We start from the raw sequence: 25,645 nt of genomic DNA on the forward strand, positions 1-25,645 counted from the left end.
CAAGGTCTTGTCATGGGGTGACAAGTGGTTTTTACTTGGTGGCAGTCTTCATTCATCGGAGGAACAACGTGGAAACCGTCAATCAGCTCCTTGACTCAATCAAGGACGTGGGCCGAGATGCGGTTCGCGGAGGATACTCAAGGGCTGTCTACTCGACGCCCGAGCTCGACCTCAGGCACTGGTTCATCGAACAAGCCCAACAGCGCGGCCTCGACGTCGAGACCGACCGTAACGGCATTATCTGGGCCTGGTGGGGAAAGCCCCAGGACGGTGCCCTCGTCACCGGCAGCCACCTCGACTCCGTCCCGGGCGGGGGTGCCTTTGACGGGCCGCTCGGAGTCGCGTCCGCACTCGCCGCCGTCGACGTTCTTGCCTCTCGAGGCGTCAAGCCGAAGCGTTCGCTGGCCATCACGGTCTTCCCGGAAGAAGAAGGATCCCGCTTTGGCGTGGCCTGCTTGGGCTCGCGGCTCCTGGCCGGCGCCATCGACGTCGACAAGGCGCTGAACCTGCGCGACGTCGACGGCGACACTTTCGCCGACGTCGCCCGGAGCAATGGCCTGGATCCCCGGCACGTGGGTCCCGACCCGGAAGCCATGGCGCGAATCGGCGACTTCGTCGAACTGCATGTGGAACAGGGGAAGGGACTCGGCCAAAGCGGGCCGGCCATCGCCGTCGGCAGCTCCATCCTGGGCCACGGCCGCTGGAAGCTGAGCGTCAGCGGCCAAGGCAACCACGCCGGGACTACCCTCATGGCCGACCGCGCCGACCCGATGGTAGCGGCCGCGCAGATCGTCGTTGCCGTCCGTGATGCGGCCGCGAAACAGGCTGATGCGAGGGCCACCGTGGGGCGCTTGACCCCGGTTCCCGGCGGCACCAACGTGATTGCCTCCCGCGTTGATCTGTGGCTTGACGCCCGCCATCCCGACGATGCCGTGACGGCACAACTGATCGAATCGATCTACCGTGCGGCCCGGGAAATCGCGGCAGGTGAGGGATGCACTGTCACCCTCACCGAGGAGTCCTACAGCGACACCGTCCATTTCGATCCCGGGCTGAGCCGACGCATCGGCGAGCTCCTGCCGGGCGCGCCGGTGCTGGCGACCGGCGCCGGGCACGACGCCGGAGTCTTGGCTGGACATGTCCCCTCGGCGATGCTGTTCGTCCGCAACCCGAGCGGAATCTCGCACTCCCCGGAAGAGTACGTGGCCGACGAGGACGCCTTAGCCGGCGCCGTCGCCCTCGCCGACGTTCTGGAGGGGCTCCTGTGAGCGGGATCTGGTGCGAGGCGGCGCTTGTAAACGCCGACGGCGGTTCTGTCGCGGGCGCTTCTGCTGTGGCCGCGAGCGTCCGCTTGGAGGTGGACAACGGCCGGATCTCCGGGATCTTTACCGGCGTCGAGCCCGAAAGCGGTGACCGGATACTGAACGGCGTCGTCTTCCCCGCCGCGGCCAACGCCCATTCACACGCTTTTCACCGGATCCTGCGCGGACGGACGCATGACGGTCGCGGTGACTTCTGGGTCTGGCGGGAGCAAATGTACCGGAGCGCTGCGGAACTGACACCGGAGAAGTACGAGAAGCTCGCCACGGCAGTGTTCGCCGAAATGGTGGTGTCCGGCTTCAGCAGCGTGGCGGAGTTCCACTATGTCCATCACCAGCCGGAAGGAACGCCCTACCCGGAGCCGCACGCGATGGAATTGGCGTTGGCCAGGGCAGCCGTGGCGGCCGGGATCCGGCTGACATTGCTGGACACCCTGTACCTCGCGGGAGGCATCGGGACGCCGCTGAGCCCGGAACAGGCACGGTTTGGCGACGCCGATGCGCAGGCCTGGTTGGATCGGCTCGCATCACTGCGGGCCGCGATGGCACGGAGCTTTCCGCCGGAAATGGTCGGCGTGGGGGCCGCCCTGCATTCCATCCGAGGAGTGCCCGAGGAGGCGCTCAAGACTGTAGCCCGGCAGTTGCCCACCGATATTCCGCTGCACATCCACCTCAGTGAACAACCGGCTGAGAACGAGGCCTGCCTGCAGGCTTATGGCGTCACGCCTGCCGGGCTTCTTGCCCGCCACGGCCTGCTGTCCCGGCGGCTCTCCGCCGTCCACGCGACCCACCTGACGCCGGACGACATCCAACTCCTCGGAGATGCGGGATCCACGGTGGTGATGTGTCCCAGCACCGAGGCCGATCTAGCTGACGGGATCGGCCCGGCACGCGCCCTGTCCGACGCCGGCTCGACCATCGCGCTAGGTACCGACCAACACGCCGTGATCGATCCCTGGGTTGAAATGCGGACCTTGGAACACGGGGAACGCCTCGGCTCCGGCCAGCGGGGCAGGTTTTCACCGCAGGAACTGCTCCACGCGGCCACCATCGGCGCAACTGGATCCATGGCCACGCCCATTGCGTCGGCACTAGAGGTAGCTGCGGTGTGCGATCTCATGGCTGTGGCTCCGGACTCGGTGCGAACCGCGGGTTCCATGCCCCAGCAGTTCGCGTTCAGCGCGACGGCGAGCGACGTCACCGCCGTCGTCATTGCCGGTGAACTGGTGGCTTCGAATGGCGTCCATGTCCGGCTGGGGTCTCCGGGCGGGCTGCTCACCGAGGCGTTGAAGGAGTTCTCCTAGGGGCCTTCCTTAAGGGCTTTCCTGGGGCGATATGACCGGGACTCCTTGGTTCAGCTCGCTCACCCCAGACGCTCGCTCACTTATGTGGTTGTTTTCCGGATCCCTCGCTCACATCTAGTGAGCGAGGGATCCCGGAATTGGCCCTATATGTGAGCCGGCGTCGGCCGGCGAAACGGGCTTAGTTGTGAGCGGGCGTCGGCCGGAACGGCCCGCGTTTCGCGCTAAAAACTATTCGGGGTTATCCGCCATGTGGAGGACTTCTTCGAATACGGCGGACTGGGCGCGCTCAATCTCGGGGGAATCCGCGGTGCTCACGGCGATCCAGACGTCGCCCGCGGAGAGTAGCTTGGCGGTGATGTGCTGCGAAACAATGTCGGATGGCGCCTCCCATCCAACGCCCGCGGCCAGAAAACGCAGGGCAAGCGATTGGGCCGGAGCGAGTGAACCACCATTGGCCACCACCAGCAGGCGTCCGCCCTGGCGAATCGCGCGGATTTGTACGGGGTCATTCGCCTTTCATACCAGATTCACTTGAATAGCGAACCAGCAGCGCCGAAACCGACGACGGCGGGTGCCTGCCGCCGTCGGGCATCGACGCCTATCAGTCGAGCGGCAAAGTGACGGTGACGCAGGTACCCTTGCCTGGGCTGGAGACGACCGAGACGTCGCCGCCCACTTCGCTGACGGCGATGGACATGAGGCGGAGCCCGAATCCGTGGTGTGCGCCCGCGGGAGTCGCCTGGCTGTCGAAGCCCGCGCCGTTGTCCGTGACAGTCAGCCGGATCCCGTGGTACACAGCGGCCAAGCGGACGGTGACGTCGTGGGCATGCGCATACTTGAAGGCGTTGCTGAGCACTTCCTTGGCGGCGTGGTAGAGCAAGGAAGCGGAGCCGGACGAGATTTCGACACCGTGGTGCGGCGTCTCCCAATGGATTTCGGTCCCTTGGCGGCGGAGCGGTGAGGCCAAGCGGTCGATGCAGCCGGCGAGCCCCAAAGCGTGGAAGTCAATGGGTTGCTGATCGGTGATTACGCCATTGATGGCGGTGACCTCGTCCAGGGCTGTTGTTGTCTTCATGGCCGGTCCTGCTCCCCTTGCAGCTTTAGTGCTTTCGCCGGCGAATGGGTTCCGCCTGTGCTTGCATTAAGACTGGACCAGAGGCGTTAAGGTTCCCGCGATATTCAGTTAGTTTCGCCCTAATTTTTTGTCAGGAATCCCTACTTCGCGAGGAAGCCGAGCAAAGCCTGGTTGATCTCGGCGCCATGCGTCCACAGCAGGCCGTGCGGGGCGCCGTCGATTTCGACATATTCGGCACTGGGGAGCGCTTCGGCGAACCTCCGGCCGGTGACGTCGATGGGGAGGATGTTGTCCGCGGTGCCGTGCACGATCAGGGCGGGAACGTCGATCTTGGGGATGTCGGCCCTGAAATCCGTGAGCCACGTGGGCTGCGCCGCCACCGAAGCGTAGGCGCCTGACTGGGCTGCCAGGTTCCAACTGGCGGCGACTGCCTCGTGGCTCAGGCGGTGCGTTCCGAGGAAAGTGGAGGCGTTGTAGAAGTTGTTGAAGAATTCGGTGAAGAAAGCATAGCGATCGGAAATGACGGCTTCCGTGAGACCGTCGAACACTGACTGCGGGACTCCTCCGGGGTTGTCCGCCGCCTGTAGGAGGAACGGCTCCAAGGATGCGAGGAACACTGCTTTCGCCACCCGGGCCGAGCCGTAGGTGCTGATGTAGCGTGCCACTTCGCCGGTACCCATCGAGAAGCCAACCAGGACGGCATCGTTCACATCGATGGTGTTCAGGAGGGTGTTGAGGTCCGCGGCGAAGGTGTCGTAGTCGTAGCCGACGGTCGGCTTGCTGGACTTGCCGAAGCCGCGGCGGTCGTAGGTGATGACGCGGTAGCCGGCGTCGAGCAGTGCGGCGGCCTGCTTCTCCCAGGACGAACCGTCCAAGGGGTAGCCGTGGATAAGGACCACTGCCTGGCCGGTCCCGTGGTCCTCGTAGTAGATCTCGATCTCGGTGCTGTTTTCATTTCCGACGGTGATGTAAGCCATGACTACGGTCCTTTCGTAGCGGATCTTGCCGAGCGTCTCCAGCCTACTGTCCGGGTACGACGCCGGCACGCTCCGCGCCATCATGACGCTCGCTCAGGTATGTGGGGGTTGCGGCGGACGCTCGCTCACTAACGGCTCGGGAATGAATCCAAATACTTGAATGTTCAATTAATTATGGATTTTGGAATCTTCACTTTCGGTGAGCTATCCCGCGACATCAAGACCGGAGCCTCCCTGTCACCGCACCAGCGGGTCAAGGACATCATTGAGCTGGCGAAGCTTGCCGAGCAGGCAGGACTATCGTTCCTGGGCCTGGGGGAGCATCATCGGCACGATTTCGCCCTCTCTGCCCCGGAAATGGTGCTCGCGGCCATCGCTCGGGAAACCACCAACCTTCGGCTGGGCACCGCCGTCACGGTTCTCTCCACCCAGGACCCTGTCCGGCTCTTCGAGCAGTTCTCCACGCTGGATCTAATTTCGGGCGGGCGGGCAGAGATCATTGCCGGCCGTGGCGCCTTTGTGGAGTCGTACTCCTTGTTTGGCCACAGATTGGAGGACTATGACGAGCTGTTCGAAGAGAAGCTGAACATGTTGCTCGCGCTGCGTGACAACGACAACCTTCGCTGGGAGGGAAGCTTGACCCAAACCGTCTCCGGGATGGACATAGCGCCGCGTCCGATCCAGGAAAAGTTGCCCATCTGGGTGGGCGTGGGCGGTACTCCGCAGAGTTTCGTCCGGGCGGGGCGGTTGGGCCTGCCGTTGTTTATCGCTCTGCTGTCCGGGCCGGCACGATTCCGCCGGTTCGTGGAACTGTACCGGGAGACCGCTGAAGACGCGGGACACGACGGTGCCGCCCTGCCAGTCGGCGCGGGTGGCCATTTCTATGTGGCGCCGACGTCGCAGCAGGCACGGGACACCTTCTACCCCTACTATCGCGCCTACTTCGAGCAGAACATGCCCCGGCCAGTTGACCATTTCCCGCGGAACACCTTCGATGAATGGACCGAACCGGGTGGCGGCCTGCTTGTGGGAAGCCCCCAACAGCTCGTCGAAAAGCTACTGGAAATTCATAGCGCCCTCGGTAACACGCGGTATCTGGCTCAGGTCGGTCTCGGCGGGTTGCCTTTCGCCGAGACGGCGCGGTCCATCGAGCTCCTGGCCACCGAAATCATCCCCGCAGTGAATCGCGAGATCGGCGTTGCTCTTGCGCGGTAAGCCCCACGATCTGAGCGAGGGTTGGACCTGATCGCCCGCCACGCTTCGCCCTGAGGGAAAGCTCTAGTTGCCCCCAGCAACCAGTCGTAGACTGGCCTTCGAATCACTACGTGAGTTGGAGAACGATGCTCTGGAAACTTCTCGTTCAGTACCTGCGGCCACATCGGCGGCTACTGATCGCCGTCGTCATTTTCCAGTTGGCGCAGTCCATCGCGTCGCTGTATTTGCCCACACTGAATGCCGACATCATTGACGAAGGCGTGGCCAAGGGGGATACCGGGTACATCCTGGGCACCGGCAGCCTCATGTTGCTCATCACCCTCCTGCAGATCGCGTGTTCGATCACAGCGGTGTATTTCGGCGCCAAAGCCGCCATGGGCTTGGGACGGGACCTGCGCGGGGCCATTTTCACCAGGGTGGGGGAGTTCTCCGAGCAGGAGGTCACCCGTTTCGGCGCTCCCTCGCTGATCACCCGCTCCACCAACGACGTGCAGCAAGTCCAACAGCTCGTCCTGATGTCCTGCACCCTCATGGTGGCGGCGCCCATGCTCAGCATCGGCGGGGTGATCATGGCCGTCCGGCAGGATGCGCAGTTGTCCTGGCTGATTGCCGTGAGCGTCCCCGTGCTGCTCGTTGCGGTGGGCCTCATTGTCAGCCGGATGGTTCCGCTGTTCCGCAAGATGCAGGTCCGGATCGACACCGTGAACCGGGTGCTCCGCGAACAGCTCGCCGGCATCCGCGTGGTACGTGCGTTCGTGCGCGAGGACATGGAGACGGAACGCTTCGCCTCCGCGAACCGGGACGTCACGGAGATGGCGTTGCGCGCGGGGCGGCTCATGGCCCTCATGTTCCCGGTGGTGATGCTGGTGCTCAACGTCTCCAGCGTGGCCGTGATCTGGTTCGGATCGTTCCGGATCGATGACGGATCCATGCAGGTAGGAACCTTGATCGCCTTCCTGAGCTACCTCATGCAGATTCTCATGTCCGTCATGATGGCTACGTTCATGGCCGTCATGATCCCGCGTGCGGCTGTGTCGGCGGACCGCATCGGGCAGGTGTTGGAGACCCAATCGAGCGTGCGGCCTCCCGCGAACCCGGTGACGGAGACCGCCGGCCGCGGCGAGCTGGAATTGCTCGACGTCGGATTCGCCTACCCGGGTGCCGAGCAGCCCGTCCTGAGCGGCATCAGCTTCCGGGCACGCGCTGGCCAGACGACGGCCATCATCGGCAGCACGGGCGCGGGCAAGACCACCTTGGTGAACTTGCTGCCACGGCTCTTCGACGCGAGCAGCGGCTCGGTGCGGATCGACGACGTCGACGTCCGCGAACTGCACCCGGACCTCTTGTGGGGGCACATCGGGCTGGTCCCGCAAAAGCCCTACCTGTTCTCCGGCACGGTGCGCAGCAACCTGCTCTATGGCAAGCCCGACGCCACCGAGGAAGAACTCTGGCGGGCCCTCTCCATTGCGCAGGCCCAGGACTTCGTCGAGGAGATGGAAGGCGGGCTTGACGCTCCGATCTCGCAAGGCGGCACCAACGTTTCCGGCGGTCAGCGGCAGCGCCTGGCAATCGCCCGGGCACTCGTGAAGCAGCCCGAGCTCTACATCTTCGACGACTCCTTCTCCTCGCTGGACACTGCCACCGATGCCAGGCTTCGCCAGGCACTCAAGCGCCACACTTCGGGCGCCACCATGGTCATCATTGCGCAGCGGGTGTCCAGCATCGCGGACGCCGAGCAGATTCTGGTGCTCGACGACGGGCGGCTGGTGGGGCGCGGAACCCACGAAGAGTTGCTTGAGACTTCCGAAACGTACCGCGAGATAGTTTCCTCGCAACTGGCAGCGGAGGAGGCGGCATGAGCAGCACAGCAGGCACCGCCAACCGCCCGCAGCGTCCCCCGATGGGACCAGGCCGTGGCGGACCGTTCGCGGGAATGAGCATCCCGGCCGAAAAGGCCATGAACTTCCTGCCCTCGGCCAAGCGGCTCCTGGGTACGCTGCGGCCCGAGCGCTTGTGGCTGACCCTGGTCCTCTTCCTCGCCGTGGCCAGCGTGACGCTGTCCGTGATCGGTCCCCGGCTTCTCGGCGAGGGCACCAACTTGATCTTCGCCGGCGTCGTCTCCAAGCAGCTTCCCGCCGGAGTAAGCAAGCAACAGGTCATCGACGGGCTGCGCGCTTCCGGCCAGGGCGCCAAAGCGGACATGTTGAAGGGCATGGACCTGACTCCCGGCGTCGGAATCGACTTCGGGGCGTTGTCCTCGATCCTGCTGTGGGTGCTGGTCCTGTATGTCCTGGCCTCAGCGTTCGGCTGGATCCAGGCGTACGTGCTCAACGGCGTCGTGCAGCGAACCGTGTACCGGCTCCGCGAGCAGATCGAAGCGAAAATCAACCGGCTCCCGCTGCGCTATTTCGATTCAGTGCAGCGTGGTGAACTGCTCAGCCGCGTGACCAACGACGTCGACAACATTTCGCAAAGCCTCCAACAGTCCATCAGCCAGGCAGTCACGTCCCTGCTGACAGTGGCCGGCGTCATCTTCATGATGTTCCTGCTCTCGCCGATCCTGGCGCTGATCACCCTGGTCACAGTGCCGTTGACGCTCGTGACCACCGTGCTGATTGCCAAGCGCTCGCAGAAGCTGTTCGTGGCCCAGTGGAAGAACACCGGCGAGCTGAACGGCCAGATCGAAGAAACCTACACCGGCCACGCGCTCGTGAAGGTGTTCGGCCGCCAGCGCGAAGTGGAGGAGCGCTTCCGCGAGAAGAACGCAGAACTGTTCTCGGCCAGCTTCGGCGCCCAGTTCATCAGCGGCTTGATCATGCCGGCACTGACATTCATCGGCAACCTCGTCTATGTGGGGATCGCCGTGGTGGGTGGCCTTCAGGTAGCTTCGGGCGCCATGCAGTTGGGCGATGTCCAGGCCTTCATCCAGTACTCACGGCAGTTCACGCAGCCCCTGGCCCAGCTTGGGTCAATGGCCAATCTGCTTCAGTCCGGCGTCGCGTCCGCCGAGCGAGTCTTCGCGCTGCTCGACACCGAGGAGCAAAGCGCTGATCCTGAGCCCTCCGCTGTTCCCGAGGTGACGCGCGGACGCTTGGTGTTCGAGAACATTTCCTTCTCCTACTCGCCGGACAAGCCGTTGATCCAGAATCTGAGCCTGGTGGCCGAGCCCGGCCAGTCTGTGGCGATCGTCGGGCCAACCGGGGCGGGCAAGACCACCCTGGTGAACCTGATGATGCGCTTCTACGAGCTCGACGCCGGGCGGATAACGCTCGACGGCGTCGACGTCGCCTCGATGTCCCGCTACGAGTTGCGCTCGCGGATGGGCATGGTACTCCAGGACACCTGGCTGTTCGGCGGTACCATCCGGGACAACATCGCCTATGGACGGCCAGACGCCACCGAAGCCGAGATTCTGGAGGCGGCACAAGCAACGTACGTAGATCGCTTCGTCCACTCCCTCCCGGAGGGCTACGACACAGTGCTCGACGACGAGGGCAGCAACGTTTCCGCCGGTGAGAAGCAGTTGCTCACCATCGCCCGGGCGTTCCTGGCCCGTCCGTCGGTCTTGATCCTGGACGAGGCCACGAGCTCCGTGGACACCCGGACCGAGGTCCTGGTCCAGAAGGCCATGAATGCCCTGCGGTCTGACCGGACCAGCTTTGTGATCGCGCACCGCCTGTCCACGATCCGCGACGCCAACCTCATCCTGGTGATGGAGGCCGGGCAGATTGTGGAACAGGGCACCCATGCGGAGCTGCTGGCCTCCGGTGGCGCGTACTCGCGGCTCTACGAAGCCCAGTTCGCGGCGCCGGTGGCGGAGGTCTGAGGCTCATCAAACCGCCAGACCTCCTCAGCCTGCCTGGTGGGCAGATTGGACTCCGGGACGCGCGCAGCGGCCGCACCAACTCGGTGGACCTTGTCGCCTTCGAGATTGGAAGGACAGCGGTCACTCGAGCCGAGTTTGCCGGGGTCAAGAATGACCCCAGCCGTGGTCACTCTCCAAACGCGCCGGCACACGGTGTCACCTGGCTTGAGGCCATCGACTGGTGCAATGCGGCATCTGAAGCGGAAGGCATCAGCCCGGCCTATGCCCGCACCGGACGAAACGTCGAATGGAACGTCGCGGCCAACGGCTACCGGCTGCCCACAGAGGCGGAATGGGAATACGCATGCCGTGCCGGATCGGTTGGCCCGCACTATGGTCCGCTCAATGAGATTGCCTGGACCGCGAAGGATGGGCTGTCCGCGCCCAGCGACGGGGCGCTTAAAGCTCCCAACGGGTTCGGCGCCTACGACACGCTCGGCAATGTCTGGGAATGGTGCTGGGACTATGCGGATCCCGCGAGATACGGCGACTACAGGGCATTCCGTGGCGGTGGCTGGGCTGACGACGCCTGGAATGTGCGTGCGTCGGTGCGGCGCGGCAGTGCTCCTGATGCCGTCTTGGAAGACGTGGGCTTCCGGGTGGCTCGGGGCGCCTGTGGTGCACCAATGGCAAAGTCCGGGCAGGGTTGGTCGGACGAAGCCGATAGAAGCCGGGCAAGAGTACGCGGCCCGATTCCGTTCGGCTGGACTCCGCTGAAGTTCGACTAGTGCAAAGTATCCATGCCCGTTGACACCCCTCCGCCATCGGAATATCCTACAACCAAATGGTTGTAGATCAGCTCAGCGAAACCGAACTTGACCGCCTGTTCCAGGCACTTGCCGATGCCACGCGCCGGGATATCGTCCGGCGGGTGACTGTCGGGGAATATTCAGTGTCCGGCTTGGCTGCCCTCTACGCCATGAGCTTCGCCGCCGTCCAGAAACACGTGGCGGTTTTGGAGCGCGCCTCCCTTGTAACGAAGGAGAAGCGTGGAAGGGAGCAGATCGTGCGGGGTAACCATGATGGCTTGCAGAAAGCCCGCCAGCTGCTCGATGAGTACGAGGCGATCTGGCGGCAGCGCGTCGAGCGGATCGCAGACATCCTCGCCGAAAAATAGGAAGGGTTCCGCAATGACGGTTATCAGTTCCACCCAGAATCCCGAAGCGTTGACCTTGACCCTCGTCGCTGAGTTCGATGCCAGCCCCGAACAGGTCTGGCAAATCTGGGAAGACCCGCGCCAGCTTGAGCGCTGGTGGGGTCCGCCCACGTGGCCGGCCACGTTCGAGCAGTACGAGTTCGAGCCGGGCGGGAAGGCCAGCTATTACATGACGGGTCCCGACGGCGAGAAGCCCCGCGGCTGGTGGCGCATCACGTCCGTCCAAGCTCCGAACAGGCTGGAGTTCGACGACGGTTTTGCCGACGAAAATGGCGCACCCGTCGAGGAGATAGGTGCCGGCCACGCGATCGTGACCATCGAGGAGACAGGCGACCGCACCCGCATGACCATCCTGTCCATCTTCGAATCAGAAGAACAGATGAAGAAGATGATCGACATGGGTATGGAGGAGGGAATGAAGGAGGCCGCCGGCCAGATCGACGCGCTCCTTTCGGAGCACTCCCGCGCCTGACCCTTCACTTCGAACAAGCCCGGAAAAGCGAACGACGGCGGGAGGTGACTCCCGCCGTCGTCGTCGCTTCGTGCCTCGAAGGTGCCGTTACAGGGACTGCGCGTCGAAGGACGTGGCCTTGGCAGCGCTGCCGGTCAGGCTGACAGTGAAGGTGTTGGGCCCGCTGCAGGTGACCGCGATGCTGGCCTTGGAGGTGTTGTGGCGCACCGAGAAGTCGTGCACCAGTGCGTCCAGCGTGTGGTGGGTGGTTGAGCGGTCCCAAATCTTGAGGGTTACGGAGTCGGCAGTTTCAAACGTCATTGTTCAGTGCTTCCATTCATGAATCCGGATATCCGGCCATCGCGCCAGTGCGAAGGCCGCCGTACAGCTTTTCCATAGTGCACAGCGAGGCGCGGACTGCTCAAGCCAGAACGGCGTTTGTTGCTAGTGAGACTCATCACAGCGGTGCCTAGTGGGACGCAAGATGCAGAGCGCCGAAGACCGGATCCTGGGTCAGAACCTGCAGAGTGTGGAGACCCCGGGCAGCAAGGGCTATCCGCATGGCCGCCTGCAAAGTGGGCTGGTTCATCCCTAGGCCACCGCCAAGGACGATGGGCCCCTCGATGTTCAATTGCCCAGCGCATTTCGCCGCCGACGAGGCAAGATCGGCCCCTGCCTGGAGGATCATGTCCAAGGAAGCGGTATGCCCCGAGGCCGCGCACTCGAAGACAATCGGTGATTTCGACGCCCAAAACTCGCGTCCCGCGTCGCCATGGAAAGGGGCGATCAAACCTTCCGGGCCGAGGAGTCCACAAGATTTCATAAGCGCCTTCGTCAGTTCGTCCGGGCGCAGGCCGCTGTTCATGCGTTCGAGGCTGTACCTCACCGCTTCTCGACCGAACCAGTATCCGCTGCCTTCGTCGCCAAGCAAGTAGCCCCAGCCGCCCGCGCGCGCCTCGTCCTCGCCGTTAGTGCCCCAGGCCGCGGATCCGGTGCCGGCGATCACGGCGATTCCCGTGCTGCAACCTGCGGCCGCCAGCAGGAGGCGCGTGTCATGGACAACGGAGACGACGGCGTCGGGAGCCAATGGTTGGATCAGTTCCGTCAGCGCGTTCGCATCTTCGGGGGTGTCGATCCCTCCGGAACCAACCACCACCCGCGCAACGGACCCTCCCTGGAGGGTGGCGAAGACGCCCTCCAGATTGCGGCGGGCCTCGGCACGGCTCACGTTCTGGACATTGGCGCTGCCGCCGGAAGTATCGGCGACGGCGGTGCCATTCAGCCATTTGATGCCGCGCGTCTTCGAACCGCCGATGTCCAAACCTACGACCGCGCCGATGGTGCTGGGGTGCGTCACTCTTAGCCCTGGTCTGCCCGGTAGAAATACATCTCCCGCGATCCGGACGGGGCATCCCAGCCTTGGGCGAACATCCAGGTTCCGCCGAACTTGAGCAGGCCGCCCCAAGCCAGCGAGCCTCCCCTGTGCATCGCCTTCTGGGTGAACGGTTCGTTCACGTCGTAGAGCGCCTGCGCTGCGGAAAATTGGCCGTCTGCGTCGCCGTAGAAGAAGTCCAGGACCAGCTTGCCACCGTCGGTCCCGGGGTTGCCGCCGTCGTCGACAATGGCGCAAGCCACTTCGTGCAGTGAGCCGCCCAGCGGCCCAAGGTCCAGGTACTCCTGCGGTTCAAACGTCCAGTTCACCATGTCCGTGGACCGTCCCACATGCGTGGTCCCCCCGCAGCCCTCGGACAGATACATCAGGTAGTGCCCACCGATCTTGACGGCGTCGCCCTGGGCGTTCCGGGGGATGACCGCCCCCTTCGCCCAGAACCGCGAAACCTCGTAAGGGACAGCCAGGCCGAGCTTTTCCCAGTGGATCAAGTCGTCGGACACCGCGACATTGATGTCGCAGCCGACGTCGCCCAGGGGATAGACATCCGGGTCTTGGCCGGCCTGCTCCTCGCCGCGGTCGATCGTCCAGATCCCGTTGTAGAACATGTAGTAGCGGCCATTGGCGTGGTACACCTTGGGATCTTCGCAGCCAAGGATCTCATTGTCCTGGGTGGGGTAGATCACCGGGTTGGAGGGGCTGTCCTGCCACCCGGTTTCGGGATGGTAGACGGCGACGCCGATACGGCTCGAGACCGATTCCTTGCGGGGGGATGCGCGGTAGAAGAGGTAGAGCTTGCCGTCCCGCTCCATGACGGAGGGATTGAAGATTGAATCCGCGGTCCAGCCGATGCCGGTCGGATCGGCCCAGTCCTGGACTTGCCGGAACGTCAGGGAATCGTCCTTGCGGAACGGGCCCACCGCCCATTCCGGGTGCTCGGGATACGCGGCGGAAAACTGGTCGGTAGAAATGGTGTCGGTCAGCGGATTGCTGAACGTGAGTGCTCCCTCGTAGCTGTGGAGCAAGGCTTCTTTGGTGATTTTCTGCATGGTTCTTCCTGTGGTGATAAGTGTCAGTTGCGGACCAGCGTTACCCAGGTGAATCCACCCGGGGCTACAGTGACGCGGCCGGAGTGGTCGGCGCCGTTCTGGTCTGGGCCCGGTGTGACGGGCTGGCCGGAAGCGTCAAAGGCCTCCTGGCTCAAATGGAACCCTTGGGGCATGTCCACTTTTCGATCGGTGCTTCCCGTCGCCGCGCTGATGTACAGGGTCGATTGGCCTCCGGAACCGGAGACGGAAACCGAGGAAATCTGCGGCTGCAGCAGCACGCCGTCGATCGACACGTCGCTTCCGGCCTTGGCGGTCAGGCTGTCCTGGCCCGCCGGGATTGCGTGGTCAAGGGAGAACGGGAAGAGCTTGCCCGGAGCTGCCGTGATGCCTTGCTCCCAGGCGCCACCGTTGGGCGTGCTGCCGAGGAATGTGGTCCCGGATGTCCACGACGTCGTGCCGGCGGCTTCCGGGCGCTGGTTCACGATCGGGTATGCGTTCCGTGCCTGGTCCGAGACCGGGACCGTGATCTTCAGGGTGCCGCCCGCGTTGAGGGCGACGTATGCGCCGCCGGACCAGTTCGCCTCACCGGTCCATGCGGAGGCGGGTTTGACGACTGCGCCGCCGCTGATGGTGCCGGTCTCGGCCTCGGCCACCTTGAGTCCGTCCGTCCCCACGGTGCTGCTGATCCCCAAGGCCTTGGCCTTGAGCTCCGGGTTGGCGTCCAAGGCGAGCATGGACAACAACGTGTGGATGGTGGATTCCGCCCCGGAGTTGGGGTTGACGCGTCCGTCGGTTTCGATGCCGTCGATCGCGGTACCTGTTGCCGGGTTGTAGGCGGGCTTTCCACTGCGGTTGGCACCGAAGTACCAGCCGGCAGCAACTGCCGCGACGTCCAGCAGGCCGGGAGCATTAGCGGCTCTTGCGGTCGCCACGAGTCCTTCGACCCGCGAGTCCACGCCATAGGCTATCTGCCCCTCACCCGGGGTCGGGCTCCAGGCATTGTCCGGTCCACCGGCGGCGAGGAGCTGCGGAGTGAATTGGGCGGAGTCCTTCACGGCAGCCGTCAACAGATCGGGGCGATGCAGTACCGGGGACGCGTTCGCGACGGCGGCCGCGGCTATTCCGCCCCAAGCGTGCCAGAGTGTCCGGGACTGGTTCCACGGAAGAATCGCGCCGAAGGGCCACTGCTGAACTGATCCCGAGGACATCCCGGCGACACCTTCGGTGAGCTGGTTCAGCGCGGTGGCGGCAGCTCCGTCGTCGGGCGCGGCCTTTGAGTAGGCGGAGAGTCCGAGCACGGCTTCCGCCGAGGCGTCCGCCCCTCCGGTGATCAGCCAGGCAGGGACCTTGGCACCGTCGGCAACGTCGTACTTCCCGTACTTGGCGAGCGACTGCTTGTTCAGGGACCCGACGGCGAGATCAAGCCTGGACTGCAGGAAGGCGGCAAACTGGGGATCGGCAGACTTGAACGCCGCATACCCTTCGCCCAGCGCCCACACGGTCCGGGCAAGCCAGTAGGACTCGGCCGAGTCGCTGGGGTCGGGAAGTTCCACAGGCTTGGCGCTCGGCGTCAGTGTGCCATCGGCTTGCTGCCACAAGACTACGTTGCCGGCATTGGGGCCGGATGTTGTCTGCAAATACGCCAGCTCGCGCAACAGGTCGAAGGCGCGGGTGCGGCTCGAGGCATCGCCGGTCTGCTGCCAATGGCGCAAGTAGACGACGGCGGTGCGCGCAATGTCGTCCGCGTTGAAGGCTCCCTGGCTCCAGTTGCCCGTGGCCGGGTCCTTGGAACCTCCGCCTACCCGCGTGTAACTGCCGTCGGCATTCTTGTTGGCGTACGTCCACGGTGCTTGTGCCGCGGGATGTTCACCGATCTGGTACGTCGTGTGGCCCTCCACGGCATGCAGGGGAACGATGTCCAGCAGGAAATTCAGGTGGGACAGGTTGGTCAACGGCGCCTGCGGTGCCGCGGCCGGCGCCTGCGGTGCCGCGGCCGGAACCGGCTGCGTCGCCGAGGCCACGCCTGCCCCGGCCAGGAGCATCGACAGCGTTGCAACAACTGCCACCGGGGCGGATTTCAGCCGTGCATAAACAAGGGGAGGTGTCATGTCTAACTCCTAGGGGGCATGGAAGAAGGGCTGGACTAATGAAGCGGTACTGCTTCTAGGCGCGGTACTGCTTTTACGCGCGGTCCAGGCGTGCCACGCCGATCTTCGAATCAGCCATGCCATAGAAGACGAACAGTTGCTCGCCGATCTTCTCTATCGCCGTGGGGAAAACGACGTTGGGGACGATTCCCGAGATCTCGTCTTCCGTTTCCGGTGCCAGGAGCGGCTTGTCGCTGCGGGCGATGACGATCGAGGGATCGTCACTGTCGAGGATCATCGCAGCGGCTGTGTAGTTGACGTTCTGCTGGTGGTCGAAGGCGGACTTTTCCATCGATCCGGAAACGCCGTGGTAGATCAGGAGCCAGCCCTCGTCGACCCGGATAGGTGCCGGTCCGCCGCCGATCTTGAGTTCTTCGAAAGGGAACTCACTCAGGGCCACGAGCTTGTGCTTGCGCATGTGGACGAGGTTGCGGATGTCCTTCTCGACGTCGGCAACTGCGACGTAGGAAATCCAGATACCCGGGCGGTTGTCATCGAGGCCCGCGGGCAGGTGCTCGCCTTCGCCCTCGCGGATCCAGCCGAGGTCCCACATGGGGCGGTGCAGCAAAGCGTAGGAGGGAACGCCGTCCGGATCGTTGACCGGTTCCGGGAAGAACACGGCGTCCTTGTTCGCGAACAGGTTCAAGTCCATGGACAAGTCCGCCTGGTACTCGAAATGGCAGGGACCCAGGCGGTCCCAGGTGCGCAGGTCCTCGGAATGGGCGAAGGCCAGGCGGGGACCAAGCGGTCCGTAGGCAACATAGGTCATGAGGTGGCGGCCGAGGGACGGTACCCAGGTGATGCGGGGATCTTCCGTTCCCGCATTGTTGAGGCCCCGTTCCCACCCTTCGTCCGGTGCCAGGACAACGCCCTGGCGCTCGACGCCGGATGGCACGCCGTCGTCGCCGATGATCACTTTGGCGAGCCCGACGCGGGAGACGTTGCCCTTCGCCACGAGGCGCGGCAGGAGGTACAGCTCACCGTCGGGTCCGCGGCCGCTGGCCGGGTTGAGGACGCCTTCGGCTTCGAACTCGTTCCCGTCCTCCGGGGTCATGATGACGCCGGCGCGGGTGAGGGTGAACGGGACGGTGGGGAGTGCTGAAGTTGAGGAAGTCATAGAGCTTAGCCCTTTACGCTTGAACCGATATTGGTGGAAATGAATTGGCGCTGGAAGAAGATGAACAACGCGACGGCGGGCGCCGCGAGGACGCAGGCACCGGCAAGGATGGCGCCGAACGGGTTGGATGCCGTGGCGGCGATGTTCGAGATGTAGTTCGCCAGGGAGACGGCGAGGGGCTGGATGGCCTGGTCCTTGGTGACGAGGAACGGCCACAGGAACTCATTCCACGGACCGATGAAGGTCAGCAGGATTGCGGTGACAATGGCGGGCCGGACCATGGGGATCGCGATCTGCCAAAGGATCCTCAGCTCGCTGGCTCCATCGATGCGGGCGGCCTCGAACAAGGTGGAGGGGAGTTGCATGAAGTACTGACGGAACACGAACACTGCGGTGGAATTGATCGCGAACGGCAGGATCATGCCCAGGTACGTGTCGGCGAGTCCGTAGTCCCGCACGATCATGACGTACAGCGGAATGAGCAGGAGCTGGAACGGGATCATCTGCACCAGCAGCATCATTCCGAAGACAACCCCCTTGCCGCGGAATTGCATCTGGGCGAGTGCGTAGCCCACAAGGAGCCCGAAGACCACCGTGAAGAAGATGACGCCACCGGTGAAGATACCCGAGTTGACCAGGCCTTTCAGCAGGTCGATTGAGTTGTTGATGTTGCTGTAGTTCTCGCCGGTGATGTTCGCCGGGCTAGGGAAAGCTCCGCCCACCGAAGTGTCCGGGGAAGTCTGCAGCGAGCCGATGAACATGTAGTAGAACGGGAACAGGAAGACGAAAGCTCCCAGGGCCAGCAGCAAGAAGCTGCCCACGCCGAGGTTCTTGCGCTTCGCCACGGAACTGCCTTTGCGGGAGGCCGTGGATACAGGTGCCTCAGCACTGGAATCGGCTTCGGACGTCGCTCCTTCGGAGGCGCCGGCACGTGGCCTGCGGGCGTCGTCGTCGTCGTTCCTGAGAGGCGCTTTATTGAAAATCGACACGTCAGTCCTCCTTCCCGCCAACGAGGCGTTTCTGGATCAAGGCGATCAGCAGCACGCCGATCACGAGCACCACACCGAGGGCTGCGGCCACATCGGGATTCCCCTGCAGGATTCCCTTCTGGTACATCAGGAACACGGGCGAGGTCGAGGCTCCGTCCGGTCCGCCTCCGCCGGTGAGCAGATAGGGCTCGGTGAACAGGTTGGCTCCGGTAATGGTGGCGAGCAGGGTCACCAGCACGCTGGCCGAGCGCACTCCCGGAACGGTGATGTTCCAGAACTGGACCCATTTGTTCCCGCCGTCCACCGAGGCGGATTCGTAGAGCTCGTCCGGGATGTTCTGTAGGGCCGCCAGGTACAGCAGGATGAAGAATCCCAATTGCTTCCACGTCACGTACAGGGCCACTGTTGGCATTGCCAGCCAGGAGTTCGTCAACCACGAGGGGTTCGGGGCCAGCGGGCCCAGAATGGCGTTGACCAGCCCGTCCTGCTGGAACAGGAACAGCCAGACTCCGACGACGGCGACGCTCGCCGTGACGTACGGGACGTAGTAGCTGACGCGGAAGAAGGTCTTGAGCCGCGTCACGCGGTTCAAGGCGTTGGCCAGGACCAAGGATAGCCCCACGGTCAGCGGCACGTTGATGATCAGGAAGATGCCGATGTTGGCGAAGGAACGTTGCACTTCGGGGTCGGACAGGACAGTGATGTAGTTGTCCAACCCCACGAAGGGACGGTCAACCTGGACGCCCGGAGCGGTGAAGAAGAACTGGTGGAAGGAGATGTAGACGGCATACCCGAGCGGGTAGGCCAGCACCGCAAGGACGAAGATGACGTAGGGGGCGCTGAACAGCAGTCCCAGTGGCTGGCGGCCCAGGAAGTTCTTGCGTTTCCTGGGCGCCGGCCGCTGGTCCACAGCCCGCCCCGCAGAGTCTCCCGTAGCGGGAACCCCAGCTGAGCGAAGTGACATGGGGATTCGCCTGCTACTTCTGGGCTGCCAGTTGGTTGATCTTGTCGGATGCACCCTTGAAGGCGTCATCGATGCTCTGGTTGCCGAAGATCACGGACTTGCTCCAGGCATCCCGGAAGGTCTGCCAGATCTGCACCGAGTTGGTCACGTTGGGAACTTCCACCGTGCGTGCGGCTTCGTCGGCGAAGGTCTTGTAGGCCGGGTTCTGGCTGAAGTAGTCCGCGTACGTGGTGGCCAAGTCCTTGCGCATCGGCATCTGGCCCGTTCCGGAGAGGAGCTTGCCGTCCTGTTCCTTGCTGGTGGCGAACTTCATGACCTCCCAGGCGGTTCCTTGGTTTTTGCACGAGGAGTACATGGCGATGTTCTTGGCGTCGGAGAAGGTGGAGCCGTCGGTCTGGGCTTGCGCACCCGGGACCGGGACCGTGCCCCAGTTCACCTTGCCCTTGTAAGCGGCGACGGCCCAGGGGCCTGCGAGGGACATGCCGGCCTTGCCGTCGGCGAAGGAGTCACCCTTGTACGCTTCCTTGGATGCCAGGTTCTCCTTATAGAGGGTCTGGAACATGGTGGCGACCTGCTTGCCTTGATCGCTGTTGAAGGTGGACTTGCCATCCTTGAGCAGGGTCGTCCCACCCGAATTGGCTGCATAGAACGGGTAGAAATCGAACCAGGGCTGGTAGAAGTCGCTCGTGGGCGAAGGCCACACGGCATTGGCGACGGCGCCGGACTTCACGAGGGTGCGGGCAGTGTCCAGGAACTCGGACTGCGTGGCAAGCTTGGGCTTTTCCGGGTCCAGGCCGGCCTTCGCGAAGACGTCCTTGTTGTAGAAGAGGACCACCGGGTTGGACTTCCACGGAAGCTGGTACGTCTTGCCGTCGGAGGACTTGTACTGGTTGGCGAGATCGCCGGTGCGGTCCTTGATGTACTGTGCGCCGTCCGGGAAGGAATCCAGCGGGACCAAGCCACCCTGCTTCTGGAACTGCGGAACAGCTACCGGGGCCGTGTTGAAGACCAGGCAGGGGGCGTTGCCGGCGGTAATTGCCGCCCCGATGACCTCTTCGGAGCTCTTGCCTGCCGGGATTTCCTGGGCATCGACTTGCTGGTCGGGGTGGGCGGCGTTCCAGGAGGCCACCATGTCCTTGCCCCACTTCACCTCGAACTCGTTGTTGGAGTACCAGATCTTGATGGGACCCTTGGCCGTGGTGGCGGAGTTCGCTCCAGAAGCCGTGCTGCTGGAGGCGCCTCCACCGCATGCGGCCAGGCCGGCTCCGATAACGGCAATAGCGGTAAGGGAGAGGACTCTCGAACTAATTTTTCCGTGCTTCATTGCAACTCCTTTTGCGGGTAAAAACTGAAAATGCGGTGGCGACATTGCCGTCAAACGGGAATGGCAAATAACCCCACCCAATTGCGGGTAGATCGGTATTAGTAAGGACTATTTATTCGGCATGCTGGGGACCGGCCCAGTGGATGCGCGGACTACCAGTTTTGGAGATGGCAGATAGACGTCTTCCGCAGGGGCTCCGCCGAGGAGGCTAAGCAGCTGCTGGGCGGCAACCCGCCCCCAGAGCAGCGGATCGGCGGGGACAGTCGTCAACGGAGGATTGAGGTACCTGGCGAGCTCGGTGTCGTCGTAGCCGGTGATGGATAGATCATCGGGAACCGCCAGTCCGAGGGACTGGGCGTAGGACTGTCCGGCAGTGGCCATCAGGTCGTTCGCGTAGATGATCGCAGTTGGCCGTTGGGCCGAGCGAAGCAATTCCGCGGTAGCCGCCAATCCGCCCGCTGCGGTGAAGTCCGCCTCGATGAAGGAACCGGCCCCGAGCCCGGCTTTCGCCATGGCGTTTTGCCACGCCAAGCGCCGGCTTCGGCCGTGGATGTAACTCTGCGGTCCGCCCACGTGGCCGATTTTGGTGTGTCCCAGGGAAACGAGGTGCTCGACGGCGGCCGCAATGCCTTCGGTATCGTCCATGCAGACAGCAGGGAACGGCGAGGGGGTTTCGGGCCGGTTAAGGGTGACGGCCGGAATCTTGAGGCTCGTCAACAAAGCGATCCGGGAGTCGTCAACCCTCATGTCCGTGAGGATGACGCCGTCCACGCGGCTGTCGGCAGCCAGCTTCCGATAGCCCAGCTCCTCGGCGTCGGCGCTTGCGGCCACCGTCAGGACCAGGACGTATTCGTGCTCGACCAAGGTGGTCTCGATCCCGGCGATGAATGCGGGGAAGAAGGGATCAGTTCCCAGAAGCCGGGGGTCCCTTGCCACCACGAGTCCGACGGCGAAGGCTTTGGCAGAAGACAGGCTCTTGGCTCGAAGATTCGGCTTCCACCCTAGTTCCCGGGCTACCCTGAGAATGCGCTCCCGGGTGTCATCACTGACGCCGGGCTGCCCATTCAACGCGTACGAGACGGCACCCTTGCTCACGCCGGCTGCCTGCGCAACGTCGTTGATGGTCACTGTCATGTTTGCCTCATTGCCACTTGGTGATTGGGGTCACTGAACCGGTTTTGTTATCTCTACTGAACCGGTTCAGGGAACTCTTGTCAAGGGCAAACGGGAAATTGATCGGTATGTGCGGGTCGTTTCCAGGCCGTCGACGACACTGGGGATCGCTCCGACGACCCTGGCGGCCGCCCCGTCGTCGGAGCGGCCGCCAGTGTCAAAACGCTGCCGGTGTTAGTGCTCTGTGCCTGCTGCGGCAGCTTTCTTGGCTTCTTTCTTGGCGTCCTTTTCTGCGCGCAAGGCTTCCGATTCCTGCTGTTCTTCGGCCTTTTCCTGATGGATGACCTCCGCGAGGAGTTTCTCCATCTCTTTCGCTACGCCCGCGGCGGAGGCAGGGTTCTGCCCGGTCACCAAGCGGTCGGAGACTACAACCTTCTCTGCAAAGACGTCGGCGAAGACGTGGATCGCACCCTGTTCCTTGAGCCGATCGGCCAAGAAGAACGGGATGACCTTGTCCATTCCTGCGGCAACTTCTTCGTCGTTGGTGAAGGCGGCCACCTCCCGGCCCCCGACGAGCCTGAAGCCGTCGGCCAGGTCCACGTTCACCAGGCCCGCGGGTCCGTGGCAGACCGCGCCCACCACACCGCCGGCGTCGTAGACGCTCGCCACAAGTTTCTGGAGTCCTTCGCTGTCCGGGAAGTCCCACATGGTGCCGTGGCCTCCCACGAGGAAGACTGCGTCGTACTGGCCCGGATCAACAACGTCCACGCGGGCAGTGTTGTAGAGGCCGGCCCGTGTGGCCTCGTCTTCCGTGAAGGCAACCTGGATGGGATCTTTCGAGTCCACCTCGTCGCGCGGGGGCTGACCGCCCTGGATGGATGCGAAGTCGACGAAGTGTCCGGAATCCTTGAAGACCTTCCAAGGATGTGCAGCCTCGGCCACGTTGTAGCCGGTCTTCTTTCCCGTCTCGCCAAGCTCGGAAACGCTGGTTAGTACCATGAGGATTTTCTTCATGAAATGCTCCTATCGTCCACATTCCACCCTACGCCTAGCCCAAATTCAGGCCCACCCCGGCGCTGCAGGACCCAACTAGCTCGCAGTTGTTGTCGTTATGAGGGCTCAAAGCGACAACAACTGTCAGTTAGTTGGGAGGGGGCAGGACGACTCAGCAGCTTTCGAAATCGGTGAGCACCTTGACCTTGTCCGCCGACGCCGACGTTGGGTCGAAGGCGTAGCCGAGCCATTCCCGTGCGAGCCTGCTGGCCAGTTCCACCCCGACGACGCGCTGGCCCATGGTGAGCACCTGGCAATCGTTGGACAGGATGGACCGCTCCACGGAGAAGGAATCGTGGGCCGTGGTGGCGCGGATGCCGTCCACTTTGTTCGCGGCGATGGCCACGCCGATTCCGGTACCACAGAACAGGATGGCACGGTCTGCATGGCCGTCTCGAATGAGTTCGCCGGCCTTGATCCCTACGTAGGGGTAGGGCGTGGTGAATTCTTCGGTGGAGTCGCTGCGGTTGACGCCGATGTCGATGATTTCGCTGACCCGCGGATCGTCCCGCAAGTCCGCCATAATCCGGTCTTTGTAGTCCACGCCTGCTTCGTCGGCGCCCAGGATGAGTCGGAAACGTTTCGTGGTCATGCCGTGACCTTCCCGGCACTCACAACATGCGGGCCCAGGACGGTGAAGATCATCGCCAGTGACGTGGCTCCGGGGTCTGCTGTGCCCAGGCTTTTCTCGGCGAGCGGCCGGGCCCGTCCTTTGAGGGGACGGAGCGCGGCCGTAGCTTGCGCAGCCGAGGTGGCCGCCGAGGCAGCTTCAGCCCAGGCACGCTCCGGAAGGACACCCTCGGAGACGCGCTCGCTGAAGGTTTCGGCGAAGGGGAGCAGGGCATCCACCATGGTCTTGTCGCCTATCTCGGCCTTGCCCAGTTCGGTGATCCGAGCGGCGAACGCTGTCACGGCTGCGGCGAGTCCAGCCGGTTCCGGCGCCTCGTCGTTGCCAAGGGATTCGCCGAAGGCGCGGAGTCCTGCGCCCCACAGAACGCCCGAGGTTCCCCCCGCTTTGTCCGCCCAGGCATCGCCTGCGGCACCCAACATATCGCCGGCTCCCGCGCCACCGGCCAATGCAGCAACCGCTGCCGCGGTTGCGGCGTCAATTCCGCGTACCATTCCGCGGCCGTGGTCGCCGTCGCCCGCTACCGCGTCCATGTCGCCGAGGCGCGATTCGGCGTCGTGCAGTGCTTTCCGCGCCGCCTCGAGCGCGTCCGCGCAGCTCGCGGCGTAGTTGCGCGAGTCCAGGGTGGCCGCGAAAGCGATAGCCTCAGCGCCGCCGTCGTACGCCTCCTCCGAAAGCAAACCGCCAGCAAGGGTGGCGTTGCCGCGCCGGTAAGCCGGTGTTTCAGCGGGTGCCGTCCACAGCGGTTCGAGTTCTTCGTCGAGCCACGTGATGGTGAGGGAGACGCCGGACATGTCCAGGCTCGTGACCAGTTCGCCGACCTCCGGCATGACCAAGGTGTAGCCGGCTGAGCGCAGCAACGGGGCCACGGTCAGCCACAGGACGAAGAGTTCTTCGTGCTTGGTGGAGCCAAGTCCGTTGAGGATGACGGCGAGGCGGTTGCCCGCTCCGTGCGGGGTTTCCGCCAGCAGCCGAGCGACGAGTTCCTGGCCGAGTTCCTTGGCCGGCGGGAGCTCGGTGTCGAACAATCCGGGCTCGCCGTGGATGCCCAGGCCAAGTCCCATCTGCTTGTCGTTCAGCGTGAACAGGGGCGCTTCGGCGCCGGGGAAGGTGCAGCCATGGAAGGCGCTGCCGATGGTGCGGGTCAGGTCATTGGCTTTGCGGCCCAAGCGCACGACGTCGGCCAGTCCGGCTCCCGCTTCGGCGGCGGCGCCCATGATCTTGAAGACCGTGAAGTCGCCCGCGATGCCGCGGCGTTTCGCGGATTCCGACGGCGGTGCGCTCGCGATGTCGTCCGTCACCAGCACGTTTTCCACGGCAATGCCTTCTGCAGCCAAGCGCTCGCTGGCCATGCCGAAGTTCAGGACGTCCCCGGCATAGTTGCCGTACGTGAACACCACGCCGGCCCCGGAATCCGCAGCCTTGGCCACGGAGTAGGCCTGCTGGGCGGAAGGCGAGGTGAAGATGTTGCCCACGACGGCGCCGTCGGCCAGTCCCGCGCCGATGAGTCCGGCGAATGCCGGGTAGTGCCCGGACCCGCCGCCGGCCAGGACGGCCACCTTGGGCTGCTCAGGACGACGGCGGCGCACTGCGCCGCCGGGAACCTGGCGCACCAGGCCGGAGTGGAGGTCGCAGAAGCCGGCGAGGGCTTCGTCTGCGAAATCGGCGGGATCATTGAAGATTTTGGTCATCGTGGGCTCTTTCGGCTACGGATGTGGGGACCGCTAGTGGATGTGGCTTCCACCGTTGATGTCGATGGTGGTGCCTGTGAGGTAGGCGGATTCCTCGGAAGAGAGGAACGTGATGACGGCCGCGATTTCCTCGGTGGTGGCGTTGCGGCCCAGGGGAATCCCGGCGTTGATGGCGGCTTCCTGCTCGTCGGTGCTGCCGACGCGGATGTTCGTGTCCACGGCGCCCGGAGTAATGGCGTTCACGGTGACGCCGGTGGCGCCGATTTCGCGTGCCAAGGCCTTGGTGAAGCCGAGGATGGCGGCCTTTGCGGCGGAGTACGGGACCTTGCCGAACACGCCGCCCCCGCGCTGGGCGGAGACGGAGGACATGTTCACGATGCGGCCCCAGCCGTTGGCGATCATGTCCGGCAGGAAGGCCTTGGTCACCAGGTAGGTGCCGGTGGCGTTGACGTCCATGATCTTGTGCCACAGTTCCAGCGTGGTTTCGAGGAACGGTACAGGCGAGGTGATGCCCGCGATGTTCGCGAGGGCGCCGACGGCGGGGAGGTTGCCTGCGCTGATCTCGGCGGCGACTGCGTTGTACGCCGCGGTGACGGAAGCCTCGTTGGCGACGTCGATCTCGTAACCGAACGCGGGGACGTTGAACTGGTTGCCGATTTCCGCCGCGACCTTGGCGGACTTCTCGCCGTCGAGGTCCAGGATCACGACGGCCCAGCCATCATTGGCGTAGCGGCGTGCGGTGGTGATGCCGATTCCCCGGTCCGAGGTTGCCCCGGTGAGGACTGCGGTGCGCTGGATGGTGGTGGTCATGATGCTCC

Annotated in this window: 24 protein-coding genes; 8 read left to right on the top strand and 16 right to left on the bottom strand. The window is 64.0% G+C overall.

Annotation, left to right across the window (positions count from 1 at the left end):
• Positions 1–68 precede the first annotated feature (68 nt).
• Positions 69–1,268, top strand: coding sequence for an allantoate amidohydrolase (locus VLA65_RS15000; protein ID WP_332602971.1), 1,200 nt, complete (start codon positions 69–71; stop codon positions 1,266–1,268).
• Positions 1,265–2,623 (top strand): formimidoylglutamate deiminase, encoded by a 1,359-nt coding sequence (locus tag VLA65_RS15005; RefSeq protein ID WP_442880312.1) that lies wholly within the window; start codon positions 1,265–1,267, stop codon positions 2,621–2,623. The genes VLA65_RS15000 and VLA65_RS15005 overlap by 4 nt, the downstream gene beginning before the upstream one ends.
• A 228-nt stretch (positions 2,624–2,851) precedes the next feature.
• Here the strand turns inward: VLA65_RS15005 and VLA65_RS15010 are convergent, their stop codons facing one another.
• From VLA65_RS15010 to VLA65_RS15020, 3 genes are all read right to left on the bottom strand, one after another.
• A complete protein-coding gene (locus tag VLA65_RS15010; RefSeq protein ID WP_332602972.1) occupies positions 2,852–3,085 on the bottom strand; it encodes a hypothetical protein in 234 nt (77 codons plus the stop codon).
• Positions 3,086–3,224: 139 nt separating this feature from the next.
• Complete coding sequence (locus tag VLA65_RS15015; protein WP_332602973.1) at positions 3,225–3,698, bottom strand: sensor histidine kinase; 474 nt, start codon at positions 3,696–3,698, stop codon at positions 3,225–3,227.
• A gap of 140 nt (positions 3,699–3,838) precedes the next feature.
• The gene (locus tag VLA65_RS15020) at positions 3,839–4,675 is read right to left on the bottom strand and encodes an alpha/beta fold hydrolase (protein WP_307053922.1); all 837 of its coding nucleotides are present in this window, start codon (positions 4,673–4,675) and stop codon (positions 3,839–3,841) included.
• 174 nt (positions 4,676–4,849) lie between these two features.
• On the opposite strand from VLA65_RS15020, the gene VLA65_RS15025 reads away from it, so the two are divergent.
• From VLA65_RS15025 to VLA65_RS15050, 6 genes are all read left to right on the top strand, one after another.
• On the top strand, positions 4,850–5,890 hold the full coding sequence (locus VLA65_RS15025) for an LLM class flavin-dependent oxidoreductase (RefSeq protein ID WP_332602974.1): 1,041 nt from the start codon (positions 4,850–4,852) through the stop codon (positions 5,888–5,890).
• Between the two features lie 125 nt (positions 5,891–6,015).
• The gene (locus tag VLA65_RS15030; protein ID WP_332602975.1) at positions 6,016–7,749 is read left to right on the top strand and encodes an ABC transporter ATP-binding protein; all 1,734 of its coding nucleotides are present in this window, start codon (positions 6,016–6,018) and stop codon (positions 7,747–7,749) included.
• Complete coding sequence (locus tag VLA65_RS15035) at positions 7,746–9,716, top strand: ABC transporter ATP-binding protein (RefSeq protein ID WP_307053920.1); 1,971 nt, start codon at positions 7,746–7,748, stop codon at positions 9,714–9,716. The genes VLA65_RS15030 and VLA65_RS15035 overlap by 4 nt, the downstream gene beginning before the upstream one ends.
• A gap of 5 nt (positions 9,717–9,721) precedes the next feature.
• On the top strand, positions 9,722–10,483 hold the full coding sequence (locus tag VLA65_RS15040; RefSeq protein WP_284989964.1) for a formylglycine-generating enzyme family protein: 762 nt from the start codon (positions 9,722–9,724) through the stop codon (positions 10,481–10,483).
• A 56-nt stretch (positions 10,484–10,539) separates the two neighbouring features.
• Positions 10,540–10,872 carry an ArsR/SmtB family transcription factor gene (locus tag VLA65_RS15045; protein ID WP_059389400.1) on the top strand — a complete coding sequence of 111 codons (333 nt, stop codon included), beginning with the start codon at positions 10,540–10,542 and terminating at the stop codon, positions 10,870–10,872.
• Between the two features lie 13 nt (positions 10,873–10,885).
• On the top strand, positions 10,886–11,383 hold the full coding sequence (locus VLA65_RS15050; RefSeq protein ID WP_284989888.1) for an SRPBCC family protein: 498 nt from the start codon (positions 10,886–10,888) through the stop codon (positions 11,381–11,383).
• Positions 11,384–11,470: 87 nt separating this feature from the next.
• On the opposite strand, the gene VLA65_RS15055 is transcribed toward VLA65_RS15050, so the two are convergent.
• From VLA65_RS15055 to VLA65_RS15115, 13 genes are all read right to left on the bottom strand, one after another.
• Positions 11,471–11,683, bottom strand: coding sequence for a hypothetical protein (locus VLA65_RS15055; RefSeq protein WP_059389402.1), 213 nt, complete (start codon positions 11,681–11,683; stop codon positions 11,471–11,473).
• Between the two features lie 148 nt (positions 11,684–11,831).
• Positions 11,832–12,719, bottom strand: coding sequence for an N-acetylglucosamine kinase (locus tag VLA65_RS15060; RefSeq protein ID WP_332602976.1), 888 nt, complete (start codon positions 12,717–12,719; stop codon positions 11,832–11,834).
• A gap of 2 nt (positions 12,720–12,721) precedes the next feature.
• Complete coding sequence (locus VLA65_RS15065) at positions 12,722–13,801, bottom strand: family 43 glycosylhydrolase (protein ID WP_059389404.1); 1,080 nt, start codon at positions 13,799–13,801, stop codon at positions 12,722–12,724.
• A gap of 23 nt (positions 13,802–13,824) precedes the next feature.
• Positions 13,825–15,909, bottom strand: coding sequence for a hypothetical protein (locus VLA65_RS15070; protein WP_332602977.1), 2,085 nt, complete (start codon positions 15,907–15,909; stop codon positions 13,825–13,827).
• Between the two features lie 73 nt (positions 15,910–15,982).
• Complete coding sequence (locus VLA65_RS15075; RefSeq protein ID WP_059389407.1) at positions 15,983–17,065, bottom strand: glycoside hydrolase family 130 protein; 1,083 nt, start codon at positions 17,063–17,065, stop codon at positions 15,983–15,985.
• Positions 17,066–17,070: 5 nt separating this feature from the next.
• Positions 17,071–17,826 (bottom strand): carbohydrate ABC transporter permease, encoded by a 756-nt coding sequence (locus VLA65_RS15080; protein ID WP_332603017.1) that lies wholly within the window; start codon positions 17,824–17,826, stop codon positions 17,071–17,073.
• A gap of 229 nt (positions 17,827–18,055) precedes the next feature.
• On the bottom strand, positions 18,056–19,018 hold the full coding sequence (locus tag VLA65_RS15085) for a carbohydrate ABC transporter permease (protein ID WP_059389408.1): 963 nt from the start codon (positions 19,016–19,018) through the stop codon (positions 18,056–18,058).
• A gap of 13 nt (positions 19,019–19,031) precedes the next feature.
• Positions 19,032–20,342, bottom strand: a complete 1,311-nt coding sequence (locus VLA65_RS15090; RefSeq protein WP_059389409.1) for an extracellular solute-binding protein — start codon at positions 20,340–20,342, stop codon at positions 19,032–19,034.
• 108 nt (positions 20,343–20,450) lie between these two features.
• A complete protein-coding gene (locus tag VLA65_RS15095; protein WP_284989900.1) occupies positions 20,451–21,476 on the bottom strand; it encodes a LacI family DNA-binding transcriptional regulator in 1,026 nt (341 codons plus the stop codon).
• A gap of 213 nt (positions 21,477–21,689) precedes the next feature.
• Positions 21,690–22,469: a type 1 glutamine amidotransferase domain-containing protein gene (locus VLA65_RS15100; protein ID WP_332602978.1), complete on the bottom strand. Its 780-nt coding sequence runs from the start codon at positions 22,467–22,469 to the stop codon at positions 21,690–21,692.
• 151 nt (positions 22,470–22,620) lie between these two features.
• The gene (locus VLA65_RS15105; protein WP_332602979.1) at positions 22,621–23,100 is read right to left on the bottom strand and encodes an RpiB/LacA/LacB family sugar-phosphate isomerase; all 480 of its coding nucleotides are present in this window, start codon (positions 23,098–23,100) and stop codon (positions 22,621–22,623) included.
• Positions 23,097–24,827, bottom strand: coding sequence for a dihydroxyacetone kinase family protein (locus tag VLA65_RS15110; RefSeq protein ID WP_332602980.1), 1,731 nt, complete (start codon positions 24,825–24,827; stop codon positions 23,097–23,099). The genes VLA65_RS15105 and VLA65_RS15110 overlap by 4 nt, the downstream gene beginning before the upstream one ends.
• 33 nt (positions 24,828–24,860) lie before the next feature.
• Positions 24,861–25,637 (bottom strand): SDR family NAD(P)-dependent oxidoreductase, encoded by a 777-nt coding sequence (locus VLA65_RS15115; protein WP_284989908.1) that lies wholly within the window; start codon positions 25,635–25,637, stop codon positions 24,861–24,863.
• Positions 25,638–25,645 lie beyond the last annotated feature (8 nt).

This window comes from Arthrobacter sp. S2(2024), assembly GCF_036662515.1.
In the GTDB taxonomy this organism is placed as follows: domain Bacteria; phylum Actinomycetota; class Actinomycetes; order Actinomycetales; family Micrococcaceae; genus Arthrobacter.